This is a genomic window from Arthrobacter sp. L77 (genome assembly GCF_000816565.1).
Taxonomy (GTDB): Bacteria; Actinomycetota; Actinomycetes; order Actinomycetales; family Micrococcaceae; genus Arthrobacter_D; species Arthrobacter_D antioxidans.
Window position 1 is genome coordinate 284,470 of record NZ_JWSU01000005.1, and the last position, 16,006, is coordinate 300,475.

A 16,006-nucleotide genomic window follows, 5' to 3' on the forward strand; every position below is an offset into this window, starting at 1 on the left:
GACAGGCTCCACCACAAATACACGATTCACCCGACGCGGGGAGGGCACCCGGCTCCATAGCCTCGTCCGCATGAACCTTCCCGTGATCGCCGGAACCATCTCGACCGTGCTGTTCGCCCTGTCGACGCTGCCGATGCTCCTCAAGGCCGTGCGCACCCGCAACATGGAGTCCTACAGCCTGGGGCACATGGCCCTCAGCAACGTCGCCAACGTCGTCCACTCGGTGTACGTGTTCAGCCTGCCGCCGGGGCCCATCTGGATGCTCCACGCGTTCTACGGTGTGGCATCGGCGCTCATGCTCGTCTGGTACCTGCGGTTCTCGCGGACACCGCAGGAGGCCGGCGGCACCGGCGTCGACGTCGCAAGCGCACCCGGAACCCCCACCGGCGCCGACGCCGCGACGGCCGCCGGTCGACGCGCCACCTGACGCGCGGACGCGCGGCGGCCGGTCGACGCGCCACCTGACGAGCGGACGGCCGGGCGAGAACCCCGGCCGTCCTGCCGTGGTGCGACGGCGCCCGCAGGACTACCGTTAATGGCCTGATGGACACCGAGGAGCTGACCGAACTCCTGAGCGCCGGGCGGGCGGCCCACGCCCGGGGCGACTGGCGTGCCGCATTCGACGCCCTGAGCGCAGCCGACGCCTCCACTCCCCTAAACGTCGACGACCTCGAACTGCTCGGCAGCGCCGCATGGTGGAGCGGCAACGTGAAGGAGAACTGCGAGGTCTCGGAGCGCGTCTTCCAGCACCACTGCGAGAACCATGCCCTGCCGCGGGCCGCGATGAAGGCGCTCGAGCTCGCCCTCCTCTGGGTGAACCGGGGAGACCTCGCCGTCGGCTCCGGGTGGATCAGCCGGGCCCGGCGCATCCTCGGCGACCTGCCCGAGAGCCCCGCCCACGGGTATCTCCTGTACCTGGAGGCCGTCCTGGAGCTGGACTTCTCGGGGACCGCCCCGCCGCCGTCGTACATCTCGCGGCTCCGCAAGATGAGCGAGCGTTTCGCCGACCCCGCCCTGATGTCCCTCGGGCTCGTGCTGTCCGGACTCGCGGATGTGCGCAGCGGCGAGACGGCGCGCGGCTTCGCCGAACTGGACGAGGCGATGCTGCCGGTGCTCGCCAACCGGATAGCCCTGGAGTGGGTGGGCGATATCTACTGCACGGTGATCCACGTGTGCCACGAACTAGCCGACTACCGCCGCATGCGGTCCTGGACCGGGGCCACCGAACGGTGGTGCGCCCGCTTCGGCAGCGAGGTCATGTACACCGGGGTCTGCCGGGTGCACCGCCTGGAACTGCTGAGCATCGAGGGCGGCTGGCACGACGTCGAACCGCAGATCGAACGCGCCAGCGCCGATCTCGTGGACAAGGACATCTGGGCCGCCGGCGAGGGCTACTACCAGCTCGGGGAGATCCGGCGGATGCGCGGGGATCCGGAGGGCGCGCGGGCCGCGTACGCGCTGGCGAAGAGCTGCGGCATCGAGCCGCAGCCGGGGCTCGCACTGCTGGAGGCGGCGGACGGCGACGACGAAGCCGCCTACGCCGGGCTCCTCGCCGCACTGCAGGGGCGGGACCGGCTCGCGCGGGCGCGGCTCCTCGGTACGGCCGTCGAGGCGGCGCTGCGGCTCGGGCTGCGACACGAGGCGGAGGAGCTGTGCAGCGAGCTCGAGCACACGGCCGAGCGCTACGGGAGCGCCGGTTTCCGCGCGTGGGCGCAGAAGGCACGGGGTATCCTGCTGCTCGCCGACTCCCACCCCGCCGACGCCCTCGCGTCCCTGCAGGGCGCCCGACGGTTCTTCGAGGATGCCCGGGCCCGCTACCCGAGCGCCGTCATCCACCGCTGGGAGGCCCTGGCGTACGAGGCGCTGGGCCAGCCGCAGGCCGCGGCCTGGAACACCGCGGCCGCGCGGACCATCTTCGAGGAGCTCGGCGCTGTCGCCGAGCTGCGGCCCATGGTGGCGCGCAGCGCACCGGGCGGACTGACGGCGCGGGAACTCGAGGTGCTCGCCGCGATCACCTCCGGCGCGTCGAACCGGGAGGCGGCACGGCAGCTGTTCATCAGCGAGAAGACCGTGGGACGTCACCTCGCGAACATCTTCGGGAAGATCGACGTCTCCTCCCGCACCGCCGCGGCGGCCTGGGCGCGGGAGAACGGCGTCGCTCCTAGCGGCTGATCACCCGCCGCCCGACCCTCGCGGCGCCGTCGTGCATGATTCGCACCAGTGCGGTTCGCCGAAATGCAGGGTTTGCCCGAAGCAGCGCCGGGGCCCTGATTCCTAGGCTCGATGCAGCGGGACAAGCCCGCACGAACCCAGGGAGCACATCATGTCAGTCAGTACGGAACTCGGAACGGCCGACGCCGACCTCGCGGCCGTCGAGGCGTTCGGTGAGCGGTGCATCGGCCTGCTCAACGGCGGCAGCATCGCCGTCCTCATGAGCATCGGACACCAGACGGGCCTGTTCGACACCCTCGCCACGCTGCCCGCCGCCACGAGCGCGGAGATCGCCCGGACCGCCGGCCTCAATGAGCGGTATGTGCGGGAGTGGCTCGGCGGCATGGCGTCCGCCGGAGTCCTCGCCTACGAACCGACCGACAGGACCTTCGCCCTGCCCGCGACGCACTCCGCCCTGCTCACCACCGCCGCGGGGCCCGACAACCTGGCCCGCATCATGCAGTACGTCAGCATGATGGGCGAGATGGAGCAGCGGATCGTGGACTGCTTCCGGAACGGCGGCGGCCTCTCCTACACGGACTACCCGCGCTTCCACGCGATCATGGCCGAGGAGAGCGCCGGGGTGAACGACGCCGCGCTCATCGACACGATCCTCCCGCTGATCCCCGATCTTCCTGCGCGGCTGCAGGCGGGCATCCGGGTGGCGGACATCGGCTGCGGCAGCGGCCACGCCGTCAACCTGATGGCGAAGGCGTACCCGGCGAGCACGTTCACCGGCTACGACTTCTCCGAGGAGGCCATCACCGCAGCCCGGGCGGAAGCCGCGAAGCTGGGCCTGGACAACGCCCGCTTCGTCCTTCAGGACGTCGCCCGGCTGGACGAGACCGACGCCTTCGACGCCATCACGGTCTTCGATGCGATCCATGACCAGGCCGATCCTGCGGGTGTGCTGCGCGCCATGTTCACCGCGCTGCGTAGCGGCGGCAGCCTGCTCATGGTGGACATCAAGGCCTCGAGCAACGTGGAGGACAACATCGGGCTGCCGTGGGCCTCGTTCCTGTACGCGCTCTCGACCGTCCACTGCATGAGCGTCTCGCTCGGGCTCGACGGCGCCGGCCTCGGCACCGTCTGGGGGACGCAGCTCGCGCAGGCGATGCTCGGCGAGGCGGGGTTCTCGGAGGTCGAGGAGAAGGCGATCGACTCCGACCCGTTCAATGCCTACTTCACGGCGTCGAAGGGGTGAGCCGGTCCTCCGGCGATCCTGCTCCGCGATCGGCGGGCGGCCCCTCGGGGTCGTCCGCCGGTCGCTTGTCCGGGCCCGGCAGCATCGTCCCGAGGTACGCGATGATCGCGGCCACGCCCGCCTCGAAGCCGAGCTCCGAGCGCTTCCCGTCCAGGGAAGCACCGGCGAACGCACCGTGCAGTGCGGGCTGGCGCTCGGCATCGGCGAGCCAGGACAGCTCCGGTGACGCCATGTCCAGCGCGGATCCGAGCATGAAGCTGTCGAGGACGGTCACGGCGACGACGACGTCGTTCGCCGCGAAGCCCTGCTCCACGAAGACCGCGGCGAGGTGCTCGTAGATGTCGAGCGTCGCGGTGTCCGTCACGGCCTCCCCCACGAGCAGCGGGATGGCCTTCGCATGCAGGCCGAGGGCGCTGCGGTAGCTCCTCGCCCACGCGGCCGCCCGGTCCCGCCAGTCCGGACCAGCTGTGAAGAAGTCCCCCGCCGCCAGGGCGTCCGAGCCGATGACCGACCGGATCCCGTTGATGATGTCCGGGCGTCCGTGCACGTGGTGGTAGATGGAGGACGGGCTGACCGACAGTTTCTTCGCCAGCCCCGGCAGCGTGAAGTCGCCGAACTCGTCCACCAGCTCCAGCGCTGCCCGATAGATCTTCTCCGGCGACAGAATCGCCTGGCGTGGCCGCCCCATGTTCCCCCTCTGTACCGGCGGCTGCGCCGCCCTCCGCTGTTCCGGTCCCGCGCCGCGCGCGTCGTCGTCGTCGTCGTCGTTCTCAGAACACGATCACGCTACGTGCCCGCTCGCCCCGGCGCATCGCGTCAAAGGCCTCGTTGACCTCGTCCAGGCTGATCCGGTGCGAGATGAGCCGGTCGACGGGCAGCCGCCCCGCGAGGTACAGCGCGGCCAGGCGGGGGAAGTCCCGCCCCGGCACTGTGGAGCCGTAGTTGGAACCGATGAGCGACTTACCGCTCTCCGCGAGCAGCAGCGCGTCGATGGACACCGGACTGTCCTCCGGCGGCAGGCCCACGATCACGGCCTTGCCGCCCGGGGCGATGAGCGAGGGAAGGGACTCGATGGTCTGCACCCGCCCGATCGCCTCGAACGCGTAGGCGGCACCTCCCCCGGTGATGGCGGCGATCTCCTCGGCGAGCCCGTCCGACGGCACCAGCGTGTGGGTGGCGCCGAACTCCCGCGCCGCCGTGAGCTTGTCCTCGCTGAGGTCGACGGCGATGATCGGGTTCGCGCCGACGAGCCGCAGCGCCATGATGATCGAGAGCCCCACGCCGCCGGTCCCGACGACGACGGCCGACGTCCCGGCCTCGACGCCGGCGTCGTTCACCACGGCCCCGAAGCCCGTGGCGACGGAGCAGCCGATGAGACTGGCGACGTCGAACGGGACCTCGTCGGGGATGCGGATGGCGCCGGCTTCGGGCACGACGGCGTACTCGCTCATGGACCCGACGGTCAGGTACGGGAAGACGCGCTCGCCGTCGAGGGTGAGCGGGCTGCTGCCGTCGGGCAGGAGGCACTCCTCGGACCGGCTGCCCGTGCACACGTAGGACTTGCCCGACAGGCACGCGGTGCAGCGCCGGCAGGGGTAGAACCAGGAGAGGATCACGTGGTCGCCCACCGCGACGTCCGTGACGCCGTCGCCGATCGCCTCGACGGTCCCGGCGCCCTCGTGGCCCATCACCGTGGGCGAGGGCAGCGTCCAGTCGCCGTCGAGCACGTGGCGGTCCGATCCGCACACGCCGGACGCGCCCATGCGGACCAGGACGGTGCCCGGGACGGGGTCGGCGACGGTGACGGTGGTGAGATCGAGGTCCTGCGACCCGGTGCGGTGGACGGCAGCGTGGGAGGTGCGGCTCATGCGCGACCCTCGACGTCCTGCTCGGGAGTGGTCGCATAGCCGCCGACGCCGCGGCGGACATAGAGGACGCGGGCGAGGACGTAGTAGACGATGCCGCCGACGATCGCGGCCGGGAACGACGCCGTGATGTAGCCGAAGACGGGCAGTGCGGTCAGTGTGACCGGGTTGTAGATCACGAGGTAGAAGGCCGCTCCGACGACGACGGCGGCCATCCCGGCCCAGTTGACGCCTCCGTGGAAGTGGTACGCGCTCTCCCGGCGGTGGCGGTAGAGGTCCTCGAGGACGACGCGCTGGCGGCGCAGCAGGAAGTAGTCGGCGATGATCGCCCCGCACATGGGCGCCAGGAACGCGCCGCTGAGGGTCACGAACACGATGAACCGCTCGTACATGAAGCCCGGGAAGAACGCGAGGACGGCCGGCAGGACGAAGAACGCCGCGCACAGCCACGCCCACCGGACCCCCGAGAGCAGGGTGCCGCTCGCCTGCCGGATGGCGAGCACCGTCGAGTAGACGATCGAGGACGTGCTGGTGATGTTCGCAAAGGCGATGAACAGCAGGATGAACGCGCCGAGCACCGGGCCGCCGAAGGGCAGCATCCAGACCGTCGGGTCGGAATCGCCGAGCGTCAGGGCCGCGGCCATGCCGACGACCTGCGCGATCAGGGTGGCGCCGAACAGCCCGAGGTAGGACGGCCAGAGGGCGGCCTTGGGGGTCTTGGTCAGCCGGGCGAGGGATCCCATGACCGGGTACCAGGACACGCCGACGCCCACGTTGAACTCGACGGCGAGGGCGAAGTTGAGGCGCTCGTCCTCGAACGGGGCGAGCGGCACGGCGCCGGTCAGCGTGTCCCACGAGGTGTTGAGGACGAGGAAGACCATGAGGAAGACGGTCACGACGATCAGGCCCGGCGCGATGAACTTGTTGAACCGGCCGATGGTCACGGGTCCGCGGGAGAGGATCCACCAGGAGACGGCGATCGCCGCGAGGGCGAAGAACGTGACCATGAGGCTCTCGGGCCCGAAGTCGGTGCCGAACGTGGAGTTGGAGACCTGGGTGACGGCCCGGCCCACCATGATGGCCAGCAGCGAGGACCAGCCCATCTCGGTGATGAGGATGACGGTGAAGACGAGGATGCCCACGCCCACGAGCCCGAAGACGGGCCGGAGGAGGGTGTACTGCTCCACGCCGTAGCGCTGGCTGGCGACGACGCTGGCCAGGATCATGAACCCGAGGCCGATCGCGTTGCCGATGACCATGGCGGCGACGCCCTGCTGGAAGCCGACGAGCAGCGCCGTCGAGCCGCCGACGAGGAACGCCCACGTGGCGATGGCGAGGCTGATGTTGACGCCGGTGAAGTCGGCGCCGTTCCAGATCCGCTCGCTGCGGAGCAGGGGCAGCGAGCCGAGCGAGCCGCCGTCGTTCGTGGCGCTCCTGGTGCTTGCCGTGCTCACAGCGCCAGCACCAGGAAGCCCAGCAGGGTGAGCCCGAGGGTCATGAGGGTGTACAGGCCGAGGTGCCGCCCCGAGAGGGCGGCGCGGGAGGCGTCGTCGTGCTCGTGGGCGGCGATCTCGCCGAGCCTGGACTGCAGATCGCTCGGCGTCGTTGCGTCAGCTGAATCCATGGTGGTCTCCAATAATCGAATATCATTCGGTTTGGGTACATCGTTGTGCCTATCATGAGGGCTGTCAATGGATCGGCCGTCATGATCTGCGCGAAAATTCCTTCGCACGGCCGGCCTCCCGGAAGGAGTAGCGGTGCCCGCTCTCGCTGTGCTCCAGGCCGCCGGCACGGTCGACGCCGTGGAGGAGAACCTCCGCCGCCTCGACGGGTATGCCGCCCGGGCGGCCGCCCAGGGCGCGGAGATCCTCGTGACCCCGGAACTCTTCGCCACCGGCTATGCCCCTGCGCTCGTCGCGGAGTCCGACGGGCAGGCCGTCCGGGACGCGCTCGCGTGCATGGCGCGGCGGTACAGGATCGCGCTGGTCGGATCCTCCGTCGAGGCCACGCCCGACGCGCGGCACATCACCGCCTCCCTGTTCGACCACCAGGGCGCGGAGCTGACCCGCTACCGGAAGGCGCACCTGTTCGGCGCCGAGGAACGCGCCGCCTTCACCCCCGGCGACGACCTCCCCGAGGTGGTCCCGCTGCTGGGCATGGGCGTGGCACTCGGCATCTGCTACGACGTCGAGTTCCCGGAATACGTGCGCAGCGCCGCCCAGCGCGGCGCCGATCTGCTCCTCGTCCCCACGGCGGTGCCGGCCACGGGCAACGTCGGGAACCGGCCGCCGGCGCACACCTACAACGCGGAGCGCATCTCCAGGCTGCTGGTGCCCGCGCGGGCCCTCGAGAACGGCGTGTACATCGCGTACGCGAACCACACGGCGCCCGGCTTCACGGGGCTGAGCTGCATCGCGAGCCCCTACGGGACGTTCCTCGGCCTGGCCGGGCACGGCGAGGAGCTGCTCTTCGCGGGTGTGGACCAGGCGGAGGTGCGCCGTGCACGGGAGCTCAACACCTACCTGACGTGCCGGCGTCCGGAGCTCTTCGCCTAGCACTACCGGGTGCTGCCGCGCCTAAGCTGGCCCTCATGACCTACGAACTGCGCACCTACACCGCCAACCCCGGCAAGATGGACGCCCTCGTGGAGCGTTTCCGCTCCTCGACCATCGGCCTCTTCACCGAACACAACATGAAGAGCCTCGGCTACTGGACGCCGGTGGGGACCGACGACGTCCTCGTCTATCTGCTCGAGCACGACGGCGACCCGAAGGCCAACTGGGCGGCGTTCGGCGCCGACCCGCGGTGGACCGAGGCGAAGGCGGCGTCGGAGACGGACGGCGCGTTGGCGGCGAGAATCGACTCGGTCATGCTCGAGGCCACGGACCTGTACCCGGTGGCGCAGGCGCGATAACTGTCAGGCGACTGACACCTACCGCGGGCGCGGCGTGCCGGACCCGGGGACCTCGGAAGCCGAGACCTCCTTTGTGGCGGCGTGTCGCGCTGCGACACACTGTTGAGAAGTGCGAAGCCCCCGGGGTCAGTACAGCCATTAGTTGCATAGCGCAACAAGGGCGGTCGTGCCCGGGTGCTGCTATCTGGTGTGTTCCCAGAGAACCTACAGTCGGCTCATCATCCCCACCAGGTCTCAGGAGTAACTCCATGAAGAAGCTATCCACCGTCGTCGCCATCTCGGCTGTCGCCGGCGCCTCCCTGCTGTCCGCCTCACCCGCCCTCGCCGTCGGCCTCCCGTTCAACAACTGCACGGAAGCCGCGAACGTCGGCGTCTACAACATTCCTGCCGGAACCCCGGGCTATCAGCCAGGGCTCGACGCCGACAAGGACGGCTTCGGCTGCGATGCCGCAGGAACGCCGGCCTACGATGCCGGCATCGTCGCGGGCATCGTCGCCGAGAACACCCCGCCGGTGGCACCACCCGTGACGCCGCCCGTGGCCCAGCCGGTCCCCGGGCAGGTTGCCCAGATGCCGATCGGCGGAGCCGAGACCGGTGTGGCCCAGACCCCGAAGGGCGACGACTCCGGCGCCCTCGCGCTCGGCGGCGGCCTGGTGCTGGCCGCAGTGGGCGGGGCGTACGTCGTCCGCCGTCGTCTGGTCGCCGGCAACTGATCGAAAGACCTGCGACGATGCCCGGCACCGTGTGTGCCGGGCATCGTCGTGTCAGGAGTTTCCTGCCCCCGCCGGCACGTCGGAGCATCCGGAACGCCGAACCTGGCCGACGCCATCCGTCGACGGTGAGGCATTGGCCCCGGCCGTTCCGTCGGTCGGCCTGCGGATCTACAGTGGAGCATGGCCTGGATCGACGTCCAGCTCCTCGGGGTCCCTTCCATCACCCGACCCGACGGCGAGGGTCCGCAGCCCCGCGGCCGGAAGGCGTGGGGACTGCTCGCCTACCTCCTGCTGCACGACACGCCCACCCCGCGGAACCAGCTGGCGGCGCTGCTGTTCCCCGACGCGGACGATCCCCTCGGAGCCCTCCGCTGGCAGCTGTCCGACCTGCGGAGAGTCCTCGGCACCAGGGCTTCACTCGGCGGCGACCCGCTCATGCTGCGGATCCCGTCGTCGCGGGTCGACGTCCTGAGGAGGTTGGTGCCGACCCCCGGATCGATCCTCAGCGCCGAACTGCTCGAGGGGTACGACTTCACGGACTGTCCCGCCTTCGACGGCTGGCTGACCATGGAACGGCACCGCTTCCGGCACGCCGTCGAGACCGCGGTCTACGACGGCGGTCTGTCCGCGCTGGCGAACGGCGACACCGAGGGCGCCATCGCCCTTGCCACGCGCGCCGTCCAGCTCGACCCCCTCAACGCCGACTTCCATGCCCTGCTCGTCCGTTCGCTCATGGAGGCGGGCGATGAACCCGAGGCCCGCCGGTGCGCCGACCGCTGCCGAGACCTCTTCGCCGAGGAACTGGGCGAGGGCCTGCCCGCGGAGGTCCAGCGTGCCCTGGCCGCGCCGGTCGTGCCCTCGAGCACCCTGCCCGCGACCACCCTCACCGTCACCTCCTACCTCGAGGCGGCGAAGGCGTGCCTGTCCGCGGGAGCCCCGGGGACGGCACTCTCGCACCTGCGCGTCGCCACCGGCCTGGCACAACGCATGGGCGACCGCGCCCTCCAGGCGGAAACGCTCCTCGCCCTCGCGGAAGCGCTCACCCACGGCGCGGGCGGGCGCGGCGCGGAGGTCGCAGACCTCCTCCACCGCGTGCTGTCCCTCTCCCGGAACGGCGACCCCGCGGTCCGATCAGCCGCGTACCGGGAACTGGGTTTCCTCGCCGTGCAGCGGGGCTTCCCTGCCAGCGGAGCCCGATGGCTGGCGAAGGCCGTCGCGGCCGCGCGGGCCCTCCCCGATCAACGGGCCAAGGCGCTCGGCGTGATGGGGATGCTCGCGACGGACACGGCCGACTACCCCGGCGCCGTCGTCGTCCTCACCGAATCGGTCCGCCTCAGCGTCGGCCTGGCGGCCGTCCGGCAGGAAGCCTTCGCGACGACGATGCTCGGACGGGTGCATCTCCTGACCGGCCGGGCCCGCCGGGCGGCCGTCGAACTGGACGCTGCCCTGGCCCTCGTCACACGGGAGCACTGGACCGCCTTCTCCCCCTTCGTCGAGGCACTGCGCAGCGAGGCATGCCTCGCGCGGGGCGAGGACCGGGCGGCGGAGGACCTGGCCGACCACGCGACGGCGCTCGCCGGGTCCTTCGGTGACCGCTGCTTCATGGATGCTGCCGCGCATGCCAAGGCCTCCGTGCTGCTGGCCCGCGGCGACGTCGCGGGGGCAGCCACGTGGATCGACCGCGGAGTGCAGCCCCATCCCTGGTACCGGTGGTTCCGCGGCCGGAACCTCGACCTCGCGACGACGGCCGCGATGTCCGACAACCCGCCCCAGGCTCTGCGGTTCGCGCAGGAACTCGGTGAGCGCTCCAGCCGCTACGGGCACCGGGAACTGACGGTCCGCTCCTACTCCAGCCGGGCGCTCCTGGGCGACGACGGCGCTGCCGCCACGATCCGGGTCCTGGCGCAGGGTATCGAGAACCCTGCGCTGACCGAGCATCTGGCCCGCCGCCACCAGCTCTGAGACCGGGGCCCGTCACACGGCGCGTCACACGGTGCGCCGTGACACTGATGCGGTAAGGAACAGCACGCGGCGGAAACGCCGCCACGACAGAGGAAGGTCATCATCATGACCGAAGTACGAACCAACCCCGACGCCGACAGGGAACTGAAGGCGCGCCACCGCGCCCTGTGGGCCCAGGGCAACTACGCCGCCGTCGCTGCCCAGATCATCCCCGCCCTCGGGCGCGTCCTGGTCGATGCCACGGACATCACCGCCGGGCAAAAGCTCCTCGACGTCGCCGCCGGCACCGGCAATGCCGCCATCCCGGCAGCGGAGCGGGGCGCCACCGTCACGGCGTCGGATCTCACGCCCGAGCTCCTCGAGATCGGGCGGCAGCTCGCGCGGGACCGCGGCGTGTCCCTCGATTGGGACGTCGCCGACGCCGAGCACCTCCCCTACGCCACTGGCGCGTTCGACGTCGTCGTGTCCTGCGTCGGGGTGATGTTCGCACCCCACCACCGGGAGACCGCCGACGAGCTGCTCCGGGTGTGTGCGCCAGGCGGGACCGTCGGACTGATCAACTGGACGCCCGAGGGCTTCATCGGCCAGATGTTCGCGACCATGAAGCCGTACGCCCCGCCGCCGCCTCCCGGCGCCCAGCCTCCTCCCCTGTGGGGGCGGGAACAGCATGTGACGTCGCTGTTCGGTGATCGGGTGATGGATCTGCAGGCCGAACGACGGCGGCTCCAGGTGGACCACTTCGAGTCGTCGCGTGATTTCCTGGACTACTTCAAGACGAACTACGGGCCGACGATCGGCGTGTACAAGTCACTGGCCGGGTCGCCCGACCGTGCTGCCGCCCTCGACGCAGAACTGATTGCACTCGCGGAGCGGTTCGGTTCCGGGGCGGGCGGTCGGTCGATGGACTGGGAGTACCTGCTGGTCACGGCCAGGCGGAGCTGAGAGCCCGGGCCTGGGCCGGATCCGTCGGGGTCGGTCTTCGATACGTCGAAGGCCCCATACGGGGGCTTCGACGCCGGATTCGTCCACCTGACGGCGTGTCTCGGCATGACACGCGGCTGCCGGGCTCGAAGTCCCCGGAACCAGTACGGGCCCGGAGGGTGCACCCATCTACCGAGCCCGAGGCGCAGTGTCAGCCCGCGTGCGGCAGCGACCCGTCGACCCGTCCCGCCGCCGTGGGCTCCCTTGACAGCGGCGGGCGCCGACTCCGTAGGCTGCGTGTACGCCGAGCAAAGGAGCGACTGTGGGAACCCTGTACCCCGTTCGGCAGTACACCGTCCACGGGCTTCACCCGGATGAGGTTCGGCAGGATTTGAACACCGGGAGCGGTCGGTGACCGGCCCGGCCGACCTGCGCGACGCGCTGTCGCACCGGATCCGGGACGTCCTCGCGTCACGCCCGAACGTGCGTGAGGTACGCATGTTCGGCGTCCAGTCCTTCATGGTGGATGGCCGCCTCGCGGTCGCTGCCGATCGTGACGGGGGCCTGCTGGTCCGCACCGATCCTGCCGACCACGACGATCTGCTGCGGCGTGGTGCGCTACCGGCGCAGATGGGAGGCGACCGGCCCATGGGTCGTGGGTGGCTCACGGTGCCGAGCGCGAGGATCAGCGACGAGGCCGACCTCGCATTCTGGGTCCAGGTCGGCATCGACTCCCGCGGCGGGCAAGGCTGACCTGCACGACGCTCAGGTCAGTTCCAGCCAGCCGCCGGGCGCGCCAAGATCCTATGGACCGCAGCGTCCGCGTCGTCGAAGTCCCTTCCCGGGGACTTCGGAGCCGAATATGTCCGTAACGACGGCGTGTTGCGCCCGGACACGCTATTGCAGTCCTCGAAACCCCCGGGGCTGGTACGGATCCGGGGCTGGTACGGCCCGGAACACGTACGGATCCGGGGCTGGTACGGCCCAGCGCTGGGACGGGCCCGGAACCGGTACGGGCCCGGTGCTGCACCGAAGCCGCCACGCCCGGGGCGTCAGCCCGCGTGCGGCAGCGACACCTCGACCCGCCCTGCCACCACGCGGGTCCTGAACGACGGCTGCGGTGACGTCGCAGGGCCCTGCGTCACCTCGCCGGTCTTCAGCGAGAACGTGCTGTTGTGCCAGGGGCAGACCACGCAGGCGTTGCCGCCGTCGTACGTCAGCGTGCCTTCGTTGAGCGGGCCGGAGAGGTGGCTGCAGGTGTCGGACAGGACGGAGACGTCGCTGCCCTGGCGGAGGACGACGAGCGGGACCTCGCCGAGCATCTTCCGCTCGAGCTTCCCCTCGGGGAGGTCGGCGAGCGCACCGATCGCATGCCAGCCGGGCTCCACGCGGTGCGGGACATCCTCGGCGTGATTGGCGCCCAGCGACTGCCGGTAGGACATATGCCCGCCGAGGAATCCTCCGGCGGAGACGACGGCGAGGCCCGTGTAGGAGAGCACCTTGCCGGACCTCCCGCGCAGGCGCTGGACGAGGGAGAGCGTGTACAGCCCGACGGCGACGATGTTCGCCGCGGCGTGCACGATGCCGACGCGCTGCTGCTGTTCGTGACCCTCCGACCAGTCGGTCCACCCGGCCAGGGCCGTGGGGCCGGCGGTGACCACTCCGGTGCCGATCAGGATCGCCGATGCCTTCGTCGAGCCGGGGATCGCATCGAGGATGGCCGCCGAGAACCAGGTGCCCGTCGGCACGAGGATCATCAGCGGATGCAGCGGGTGGCCGATCGGCACACCGTGGAGGATGTCTCGGAGCGCGCCGGGCTTGATCACGGCCTGCACGAGGTCGCGCATCGTGGTGACGATCGGGTCGAGGCCGGTGGCGTTCTCGAGCTTCTCGACGGATTGCAGGGGGCGGAGGGTCTTCATGGTGTCTCCTCGAGGTGCGGGTGGGCAGCAGCGGAGCTATCGCCTGATTTCCGAAGCATACTGAGGAATGCCGGGCTGCGCAGTCGAATCCGGTGCGGCCTACCGGGGTCGCCCCTCGCTCCGAAGCGTCCTTCGGTCACGCCACGCGCCGGTGGACCACAGGGCCCACACCACGAGCACGGGCTGGAAGAACAGGCGGGTGAGTCGGGCGCCGTCGGTATCGAGCCCGAACGCGCTGACGCCGTCGACGTACTGGGCGATGTTGCCGGGGAAGATCGCGACGAAGAAGGCGGCGACCACCCAGCCGACGATCACCCGGTGGCGGCCGAGGCCCACGAGCGCGGCGCCGAGCACCAGTTCGACGACGCCCGACGCCACGACCACCACGTCCGTATCGAGGGGCAGCCAGGCCGGGACCTGGGCGGCGAACTCGGTCCGGGCGACCGTCAGGTGGGCCGTGCCGGCGAACAGGAGGAATGCGCCGAGGACGATGCGCGCCGTCGTCCTCGCGGCGGACGTGCGCTTCGAAGCTGCGAGGGACGCCATGCTGCGCACGATAGCAGCTGCGTTTCCGTCGCCCTCCCGCCTGTGGCGAGTAGTCGGCGGAGAGAAACGGGTAGTTGCACGGTTCTTCTCCGCCGACCGCTTCTCCTACTCTGGGACCGAACCGGCATCGCCGGTCTCGAGCGCACCGGTCAGATGGGGGAAGATGACGGCGCCTGCCTGCAGGAACAAGCGCAGTCCTGACGATAAAATCAGGGTGCTGTCGTCATCGGACCTCGAACCACGTACCCTGCCTCTTGTAAGAATCCCGCCCGGATCCGATCCGCCATGAGCGCGGGCGACCGGTCGTGATGACCGGCAGTCAGCCGCAGGAACACCACGAAGGAGATCGTCATCGCCCCCCGCAACAGCACCAATGCCCGTCTGCGCACCACTCTCGCCCTGCTAGCCGACCACCAGGCATCCGGCTCCGTCGTCGCACCCAGCGAGCTGATGGCCAAGGCCGTCGCGGAAGTACCCTTCGATGACAAGGAAGCGGAGCTCCTCTCCGGCGGCGTCCCCCGCGGGTTCAAGGCGCTGACGACGGCGACGTCGAAGCTCGTAAAGGCCGGCTGGCTCGTCAAGGGCCGCAGCGGCTGGACCGCCACCGACGAGGGCGTCCGCGCCGTTGCGGCTTTCGCCGACCCGGAGCAGTTCGTCAACGCGATGATCAGCGGTGCTCCCGTGCCGGAGCAGGCCGAGACCGTCGTCCACGCCCCCCAGGCGCCCGAGCAGCTGGACGAGGAGGCGCAGGCATCCTCGACCGGGGAACCGACGACGCCGGACGTCGCCCCGACCCCCGAGGTCTCGTCCGACGCCGTGACGGAGGAGGCTCCGCCCGAGCTCGTCGCTGCCGCCGCCGAGGCACTCGCCGCATCGCCCACCGATGCGCCCTTGGGTTCGACCGCCGATCTCGCGTGGCAGGACCAGCCCCAGTCCGTGGCCCTGTCAGGCGACTTCGCCCCGCTCTTCGGCGACGCCGGCCACTGGAGCACGGAGCTCCGTGAGCTGCAGTTCGCCTGGGAGCCGACGGAGAACCTCTGGCTGCACACCCTGCAGCTGCCCGCCGGGACCTACCAGTTCAAGATCCTCGTCAACGGATCGTGGGAGGAGAACTACGGACGGTTCGGTACGCGCGACGGCGCCAACCACGAGCTGCACCTGATCTCCGACACCACGGTGACATTCCGGTTCGATTACGACACGAAGGACATCCAGACCTCCTAGACCCGGAGTTCTCCACGGCCCCGTCCGCTGCCTCCGGGTAGCGGGCGGGGCCGTCGTCGTCCCGGGCTTGTTGCTTGTCCGGGTGGCCCGTGCCGTTCGCCGGCCCCCTGCTCACCGACGGTGATGACCGCCGTCGTTCGCCTGTTGCTGCGCGTCCGCCGCCGTCGCGCACGGGTTTTCGCCGGGCGAGTGCGTGGCGGCCCGAGGCACGCCGGGTGCAGCGCCTTCCCGCAGCGAAGGGGAGGAACGACGGCGTGGCCGATGAGCCTCGGAGGGGCAGCCTTCGCTCAGGTTTCTCCAAGGACCCGGCCTACGCCCCGATCCGGAGTCGGCCGTGCAGCAGGATGGTGCGGGGATCAATCGGCCGGGGAAGTGCGGGGCTCATGGGGGCAATGGATCGCGAGTGGTACCTCGAGGGCCGCGACGCTCGGATGAAGGCCGCCCAGCAGTCGCCGTCGGGCCGGGTTCCGCAGTGGGCGCTCGACGACGCCTCCGGCACGCCCCCACCCCCCCCCCCCCCCCCC

At 70.6% G+C, this 16,006-nt stretch carries 16 protein-coding genes; 10 read left to right on the forward strand and 6 right to left on the reverse strand.

Annotation, left to right across the window (positions count from 1 at the left end):
* The first annotated feature begins 70 nt into the window (after positions 1–70).
* From RY94_RS09350 to RY94_RS09360, 3 genes are all read left to right on the forward strand, one after another.
* On the forward strand, positions 71–427 hold the full coding sequence (locus tag RY94_RS09350) for a hypothetical protein (RefSeq protein WP_082046218.1): 357 nt from the start codon (positions 71–73) through the stop codon (positions 425–427).
* Between the two features lie 116 nt (positions 428–543).
* Positions 544–2,172 carry a LuxR C-terminal-related transcriptional regulator gene (locus tag RY94_RS09355; protein WP_043444351.1) on the forward strand — a complete coding sequence of 543 codons (1,629 nt, stop codon included), beginning with the start codon at positions 544–546 and terminating at the stop codon, positions 2,170–2,172.
* A gap of 151 nt (positions 2,173–2,323) precedes the next feature.
* Positions 2,324–3,415: a class I SAM-dependent methyltransferase gene (locus tag RY94_RS09360; protein ID WP_043444353.1), complete on the forward strand. Its 1,092-nt coding sequence runs from the start codon at positions 2,324–2,326 to the stop codon at positions 3,413–3,415.
* Here RY94_RS09360 and RY94_RS09365 read toward each other — a convergent pair.
* The 4 genes from RY94_RS09365 to RY94_RS09380 all read right to left on the reverse strand — a co-directional run bounded on the left by RY94_RS09365 (position 3,396) and on the right by RY94_RS09380 (position 6,904).
* Positions 3,396–4,103, reverse strand: coding sequence for a TetR/AcrR family transcriptional regulator C-terminal domain-containing protein (locus RY94_RS09365; RefSeq protein ID WP_052274195.1), 708 nt, complete (start codon positions 4,101–4,103; stop codon positions 3,396–3,398). The two genes, RY94_RS09360 and RY94_RS09365, sit on opposite strands and share 20 nt — an antisense overlap.
* Positions 4,104–4,185: 82 nt before the next feature.
* Positions 4,186–5,283: an alcohol dehydrogenase catalytic domain-containing protein gene (locus RY94_RS09370; protein ID WP_043444355.1), complete on the reverse strand. Its 1,098-nt coding sequence runs from the start codon at positions 5,281–5,283 to the stop codon at positions 4,186–4,188.
* Complete coding sequence (locus RY94_RS09375; RefSeq protein ID WP_043444356.1) at positions 5,280–6,734, reverse strand: purine-cytosine permease family protein; 1,455 nt, start codon at positions 6,732–6,734, stop codon at positions 5,280–5,282. The genes RY94_RS09370 and RY94_RS09375 overlap by 4 nt, the downstream gene beginning before the upstream one ends.
* Positions 6,731–6,904 (reverse strand): hypothetical protein, encoded by a 174-nt coding sequence (locus RY94_RS09380; protein WP_156135114.1) that lies wholly within the window; start codon positions 6,902–6,904, stop codon positions 6,731–6,733. Before RY94_RS09380 ends, RY94_RS09375 begins: the two co-directional genes overlap by 4 nt.
* A gap of 133 nt (positions 6,905–7,037) precedes the next feature.
* On the opposite strand from RY94_RS09380, the gene RY94_RS09385 reads away from it, so the two are divergent.
* From RY94_RS09385 to RY94_RS09410, 6 genes are all read left to right on the forward strand, one after another.
* Positions 7,038–7,835, forward strand: a complete 798-nt coding sequence (locus tag RY94_RS09385) for a nitrilase-related carbon-nitrogen hydrolase (protein ID WP_043444360.1) — start codon at positions 7,038–7,040, stop codon at positions 7,833–7,835.
* 35 nt (positions 7,836–7,870) lie between these two features.
* On the forward strand, positions 7,871–8,194 hold the full coding sequence (locus tag RY94_RS09390; RefSeq protein ID WP_043444362.1) for an NIPSNAP family protein: 324 nt from the start codon (positions 7,871–7,873) through the stop codon (positions 8,192–8,194).
* Between the two features lie 248 nt (positions 8,195–8,442).
* The gene (locus RY94_RS09395) at positions 8,443–8,907 is read left to right on the forward strand and encodes an excalibur calcium-binding domain-containing protein (RefSeq protein WP_043444364.1); all 465 of its coding nucleotides are present in this window, start codon (positions 8,443–8,445) and stop codon (positions 8,905–8,907) included.
* Between the two features lie 180 nt (positions 8,908–9,087).
* The gene (locus RY94_RS09400) at positions 9,088–10,869 is read left to right on the forward strand and encodes an AfsR/SARP family transcriptional regulator (protein WP_043444366.1); all 1,782 of its coding nucleotides are present in this window, start codon (positions 9,088–9,090) and stop codon (positions 10,867–10,869) included.
* A gap of 105 nt (positions 10,870–10,974) precedes the next feature.
* The gene (locus RY94_RS09405) at positions 10,975–11,811 is read left to right on the forward strand and encodes a class I SAM-dependent methyltransferase (protein ID WP_043444368.1); all 837 of its coding nucleotides are present in this window, start codon (positions 10,975–10,977) and stop codon (positions 11,809–11,811) included.
* 390 nt (positions 11,812–12,201) lie between these two features.
* The gene (locus tag RY94_RS09410; RefSeq protein ID WP_052274196.1) at positions 12,202–12,543 is read left to right on the forward strand and encodes a TfoX/Sxy family protein; all 342 of its coding nucleotides are present in this window, start codon (positions 12,202–12,204) and stop codon (positions 12,541–12,543) included.
* Positions 12,544–12,842: 299 nt separating this feature from the next.
* Here the strand turns inward: RY94_RS09410 and RY94_RS09415 are convergent, their stop codons facing one another.
* A complete protein-coding gene (locus RY94_RS09415; protein WP_043444370.1) occupies positions 12,843–13,712 on the reverse strand; it encodes a Rieske 2Fe-2S domain-containing protein in 870 nt (289 codons plus the stop codon).
* A gap of 99 nt (positions 13,713–13,811) precedes the next feature.
* Positions 13,812–14,258 carry a DoxX family protein gene (locus RY94_RS09420; protein WP_043444372.1) on the reverse strand — a complete coding sequence of 149 codons (447 nt, stop codon included), beginning with the start codon at positions 14,256–14,258 and terminating at the stop codon, positions 13,812–13,814.
* A gap of 450 nt (positions 14,259–14,708) precedes the next feature.
* On the opposite strand from RY94_RS09420, the gene RY94_RS09425 reads away from it, so the two are divergent.
* Positions 14,709–15,482 carry a pullulanase X25 domain-containing protein gene (locus tag RY94_RS09425; protein ID WP_052274197.1) on the forward strand — a complete coding sequence of 258 codons (774 nt, stop codon included), beginning with the start codon at positions 14,709–14,711 and terminating at the stop codon, positions 15,480–15,482.
* Positions 15,483–16,006: the final 524 nt, after the last annotated feature.

Coding starts and splice junctions, on each gene's coding strand:
- RY94_RS09350 (WP_082046218.1), top strand. CDS start 71: ATGAACCTTCCCGTGATCGCCGGAACCATCTCGACCGTGCTGTTCGCC.
- RY94_RS09355 (WP_043444351.1), top strand. CDS start 544: ATGGACACCGAGGAGCTGACCGAACTCCTGAGCGCCGGGCGGGCGGCC.
- RY94_RS09360 (WP_043444353.1), top strand. CDS start 2,324: ATGTCAGTCAGTACGGAACTCGGAACGGCCGACGCCGACCTCGCGGCC.
- RY94_RS09365 (WP_052274195.1), bottom strand. CDS start 4,103: ATGGGGCGGCCACGCCAGGCGATTCTGTCGCCGGAGAAGATCTATCGG.
- RY94_RS09370 (WP_043444355.1), bottom strand. CDS start 5,283: ATGAGCCGCACCTCCCACGCTGCCGTCCACCGCACCGGGTCGCAGGAC.
- RY94_RS09380 (WP_156135114.1), bottom strand. CDS start 6,904: ATGGATTCAGCTGACGCAACGACGCCGAGCGATCTGCAGTCCAGGCTC.
- RY94_RS09390 (WP_043444362.1), top strand. CDS start 7,871: ATGACCTACGAACTGCGCACCTACACCGCCAACCCCGGCAAGATGGAC.
- RY94_RS09395 (WP_043444364.1), top strand. CDS start 8,443: ATGAAGAAGCTATCCACCGTCGTCGCCATCTCGGCTGTCGCCGGCGCC.
- RY94_RS09400 (WP_043444366.1), top strand. CDS start 9,088: ATGGCCTGGATCGACGTCCAGCTCCTCGGGGTCCCTTCCATCACCCGA.
- RY94_RS09405 (WP_043444368.1), top strand. CDS start 10,975: ATGACCGAAGTACGAACCAACCCCGACGCCGACAGGGAACTGAAGGCG.
- RY94_RS09415 (WP_043444370.1), bottom strand. CDS start 13,712: ATGAAGACCCTCCGCCCCCTGCAATCCGTCGAGAAGCTCGAGAACGCC.
- RY94_RS09420 (WP_043444372.1), bottom strand. CDS start 14,258: ATGGCGTCCCTCGCAGCTTCGAAGCGCACGTCCGCCGCGAGGACGACG.
- RY94_RS09425 (WP_052274197.1), top strand. CDS start 14,709: ATGGCCAAGGCCGTCGCGGAAGTACCCTTCGATGACAAGGAAGCGGAG.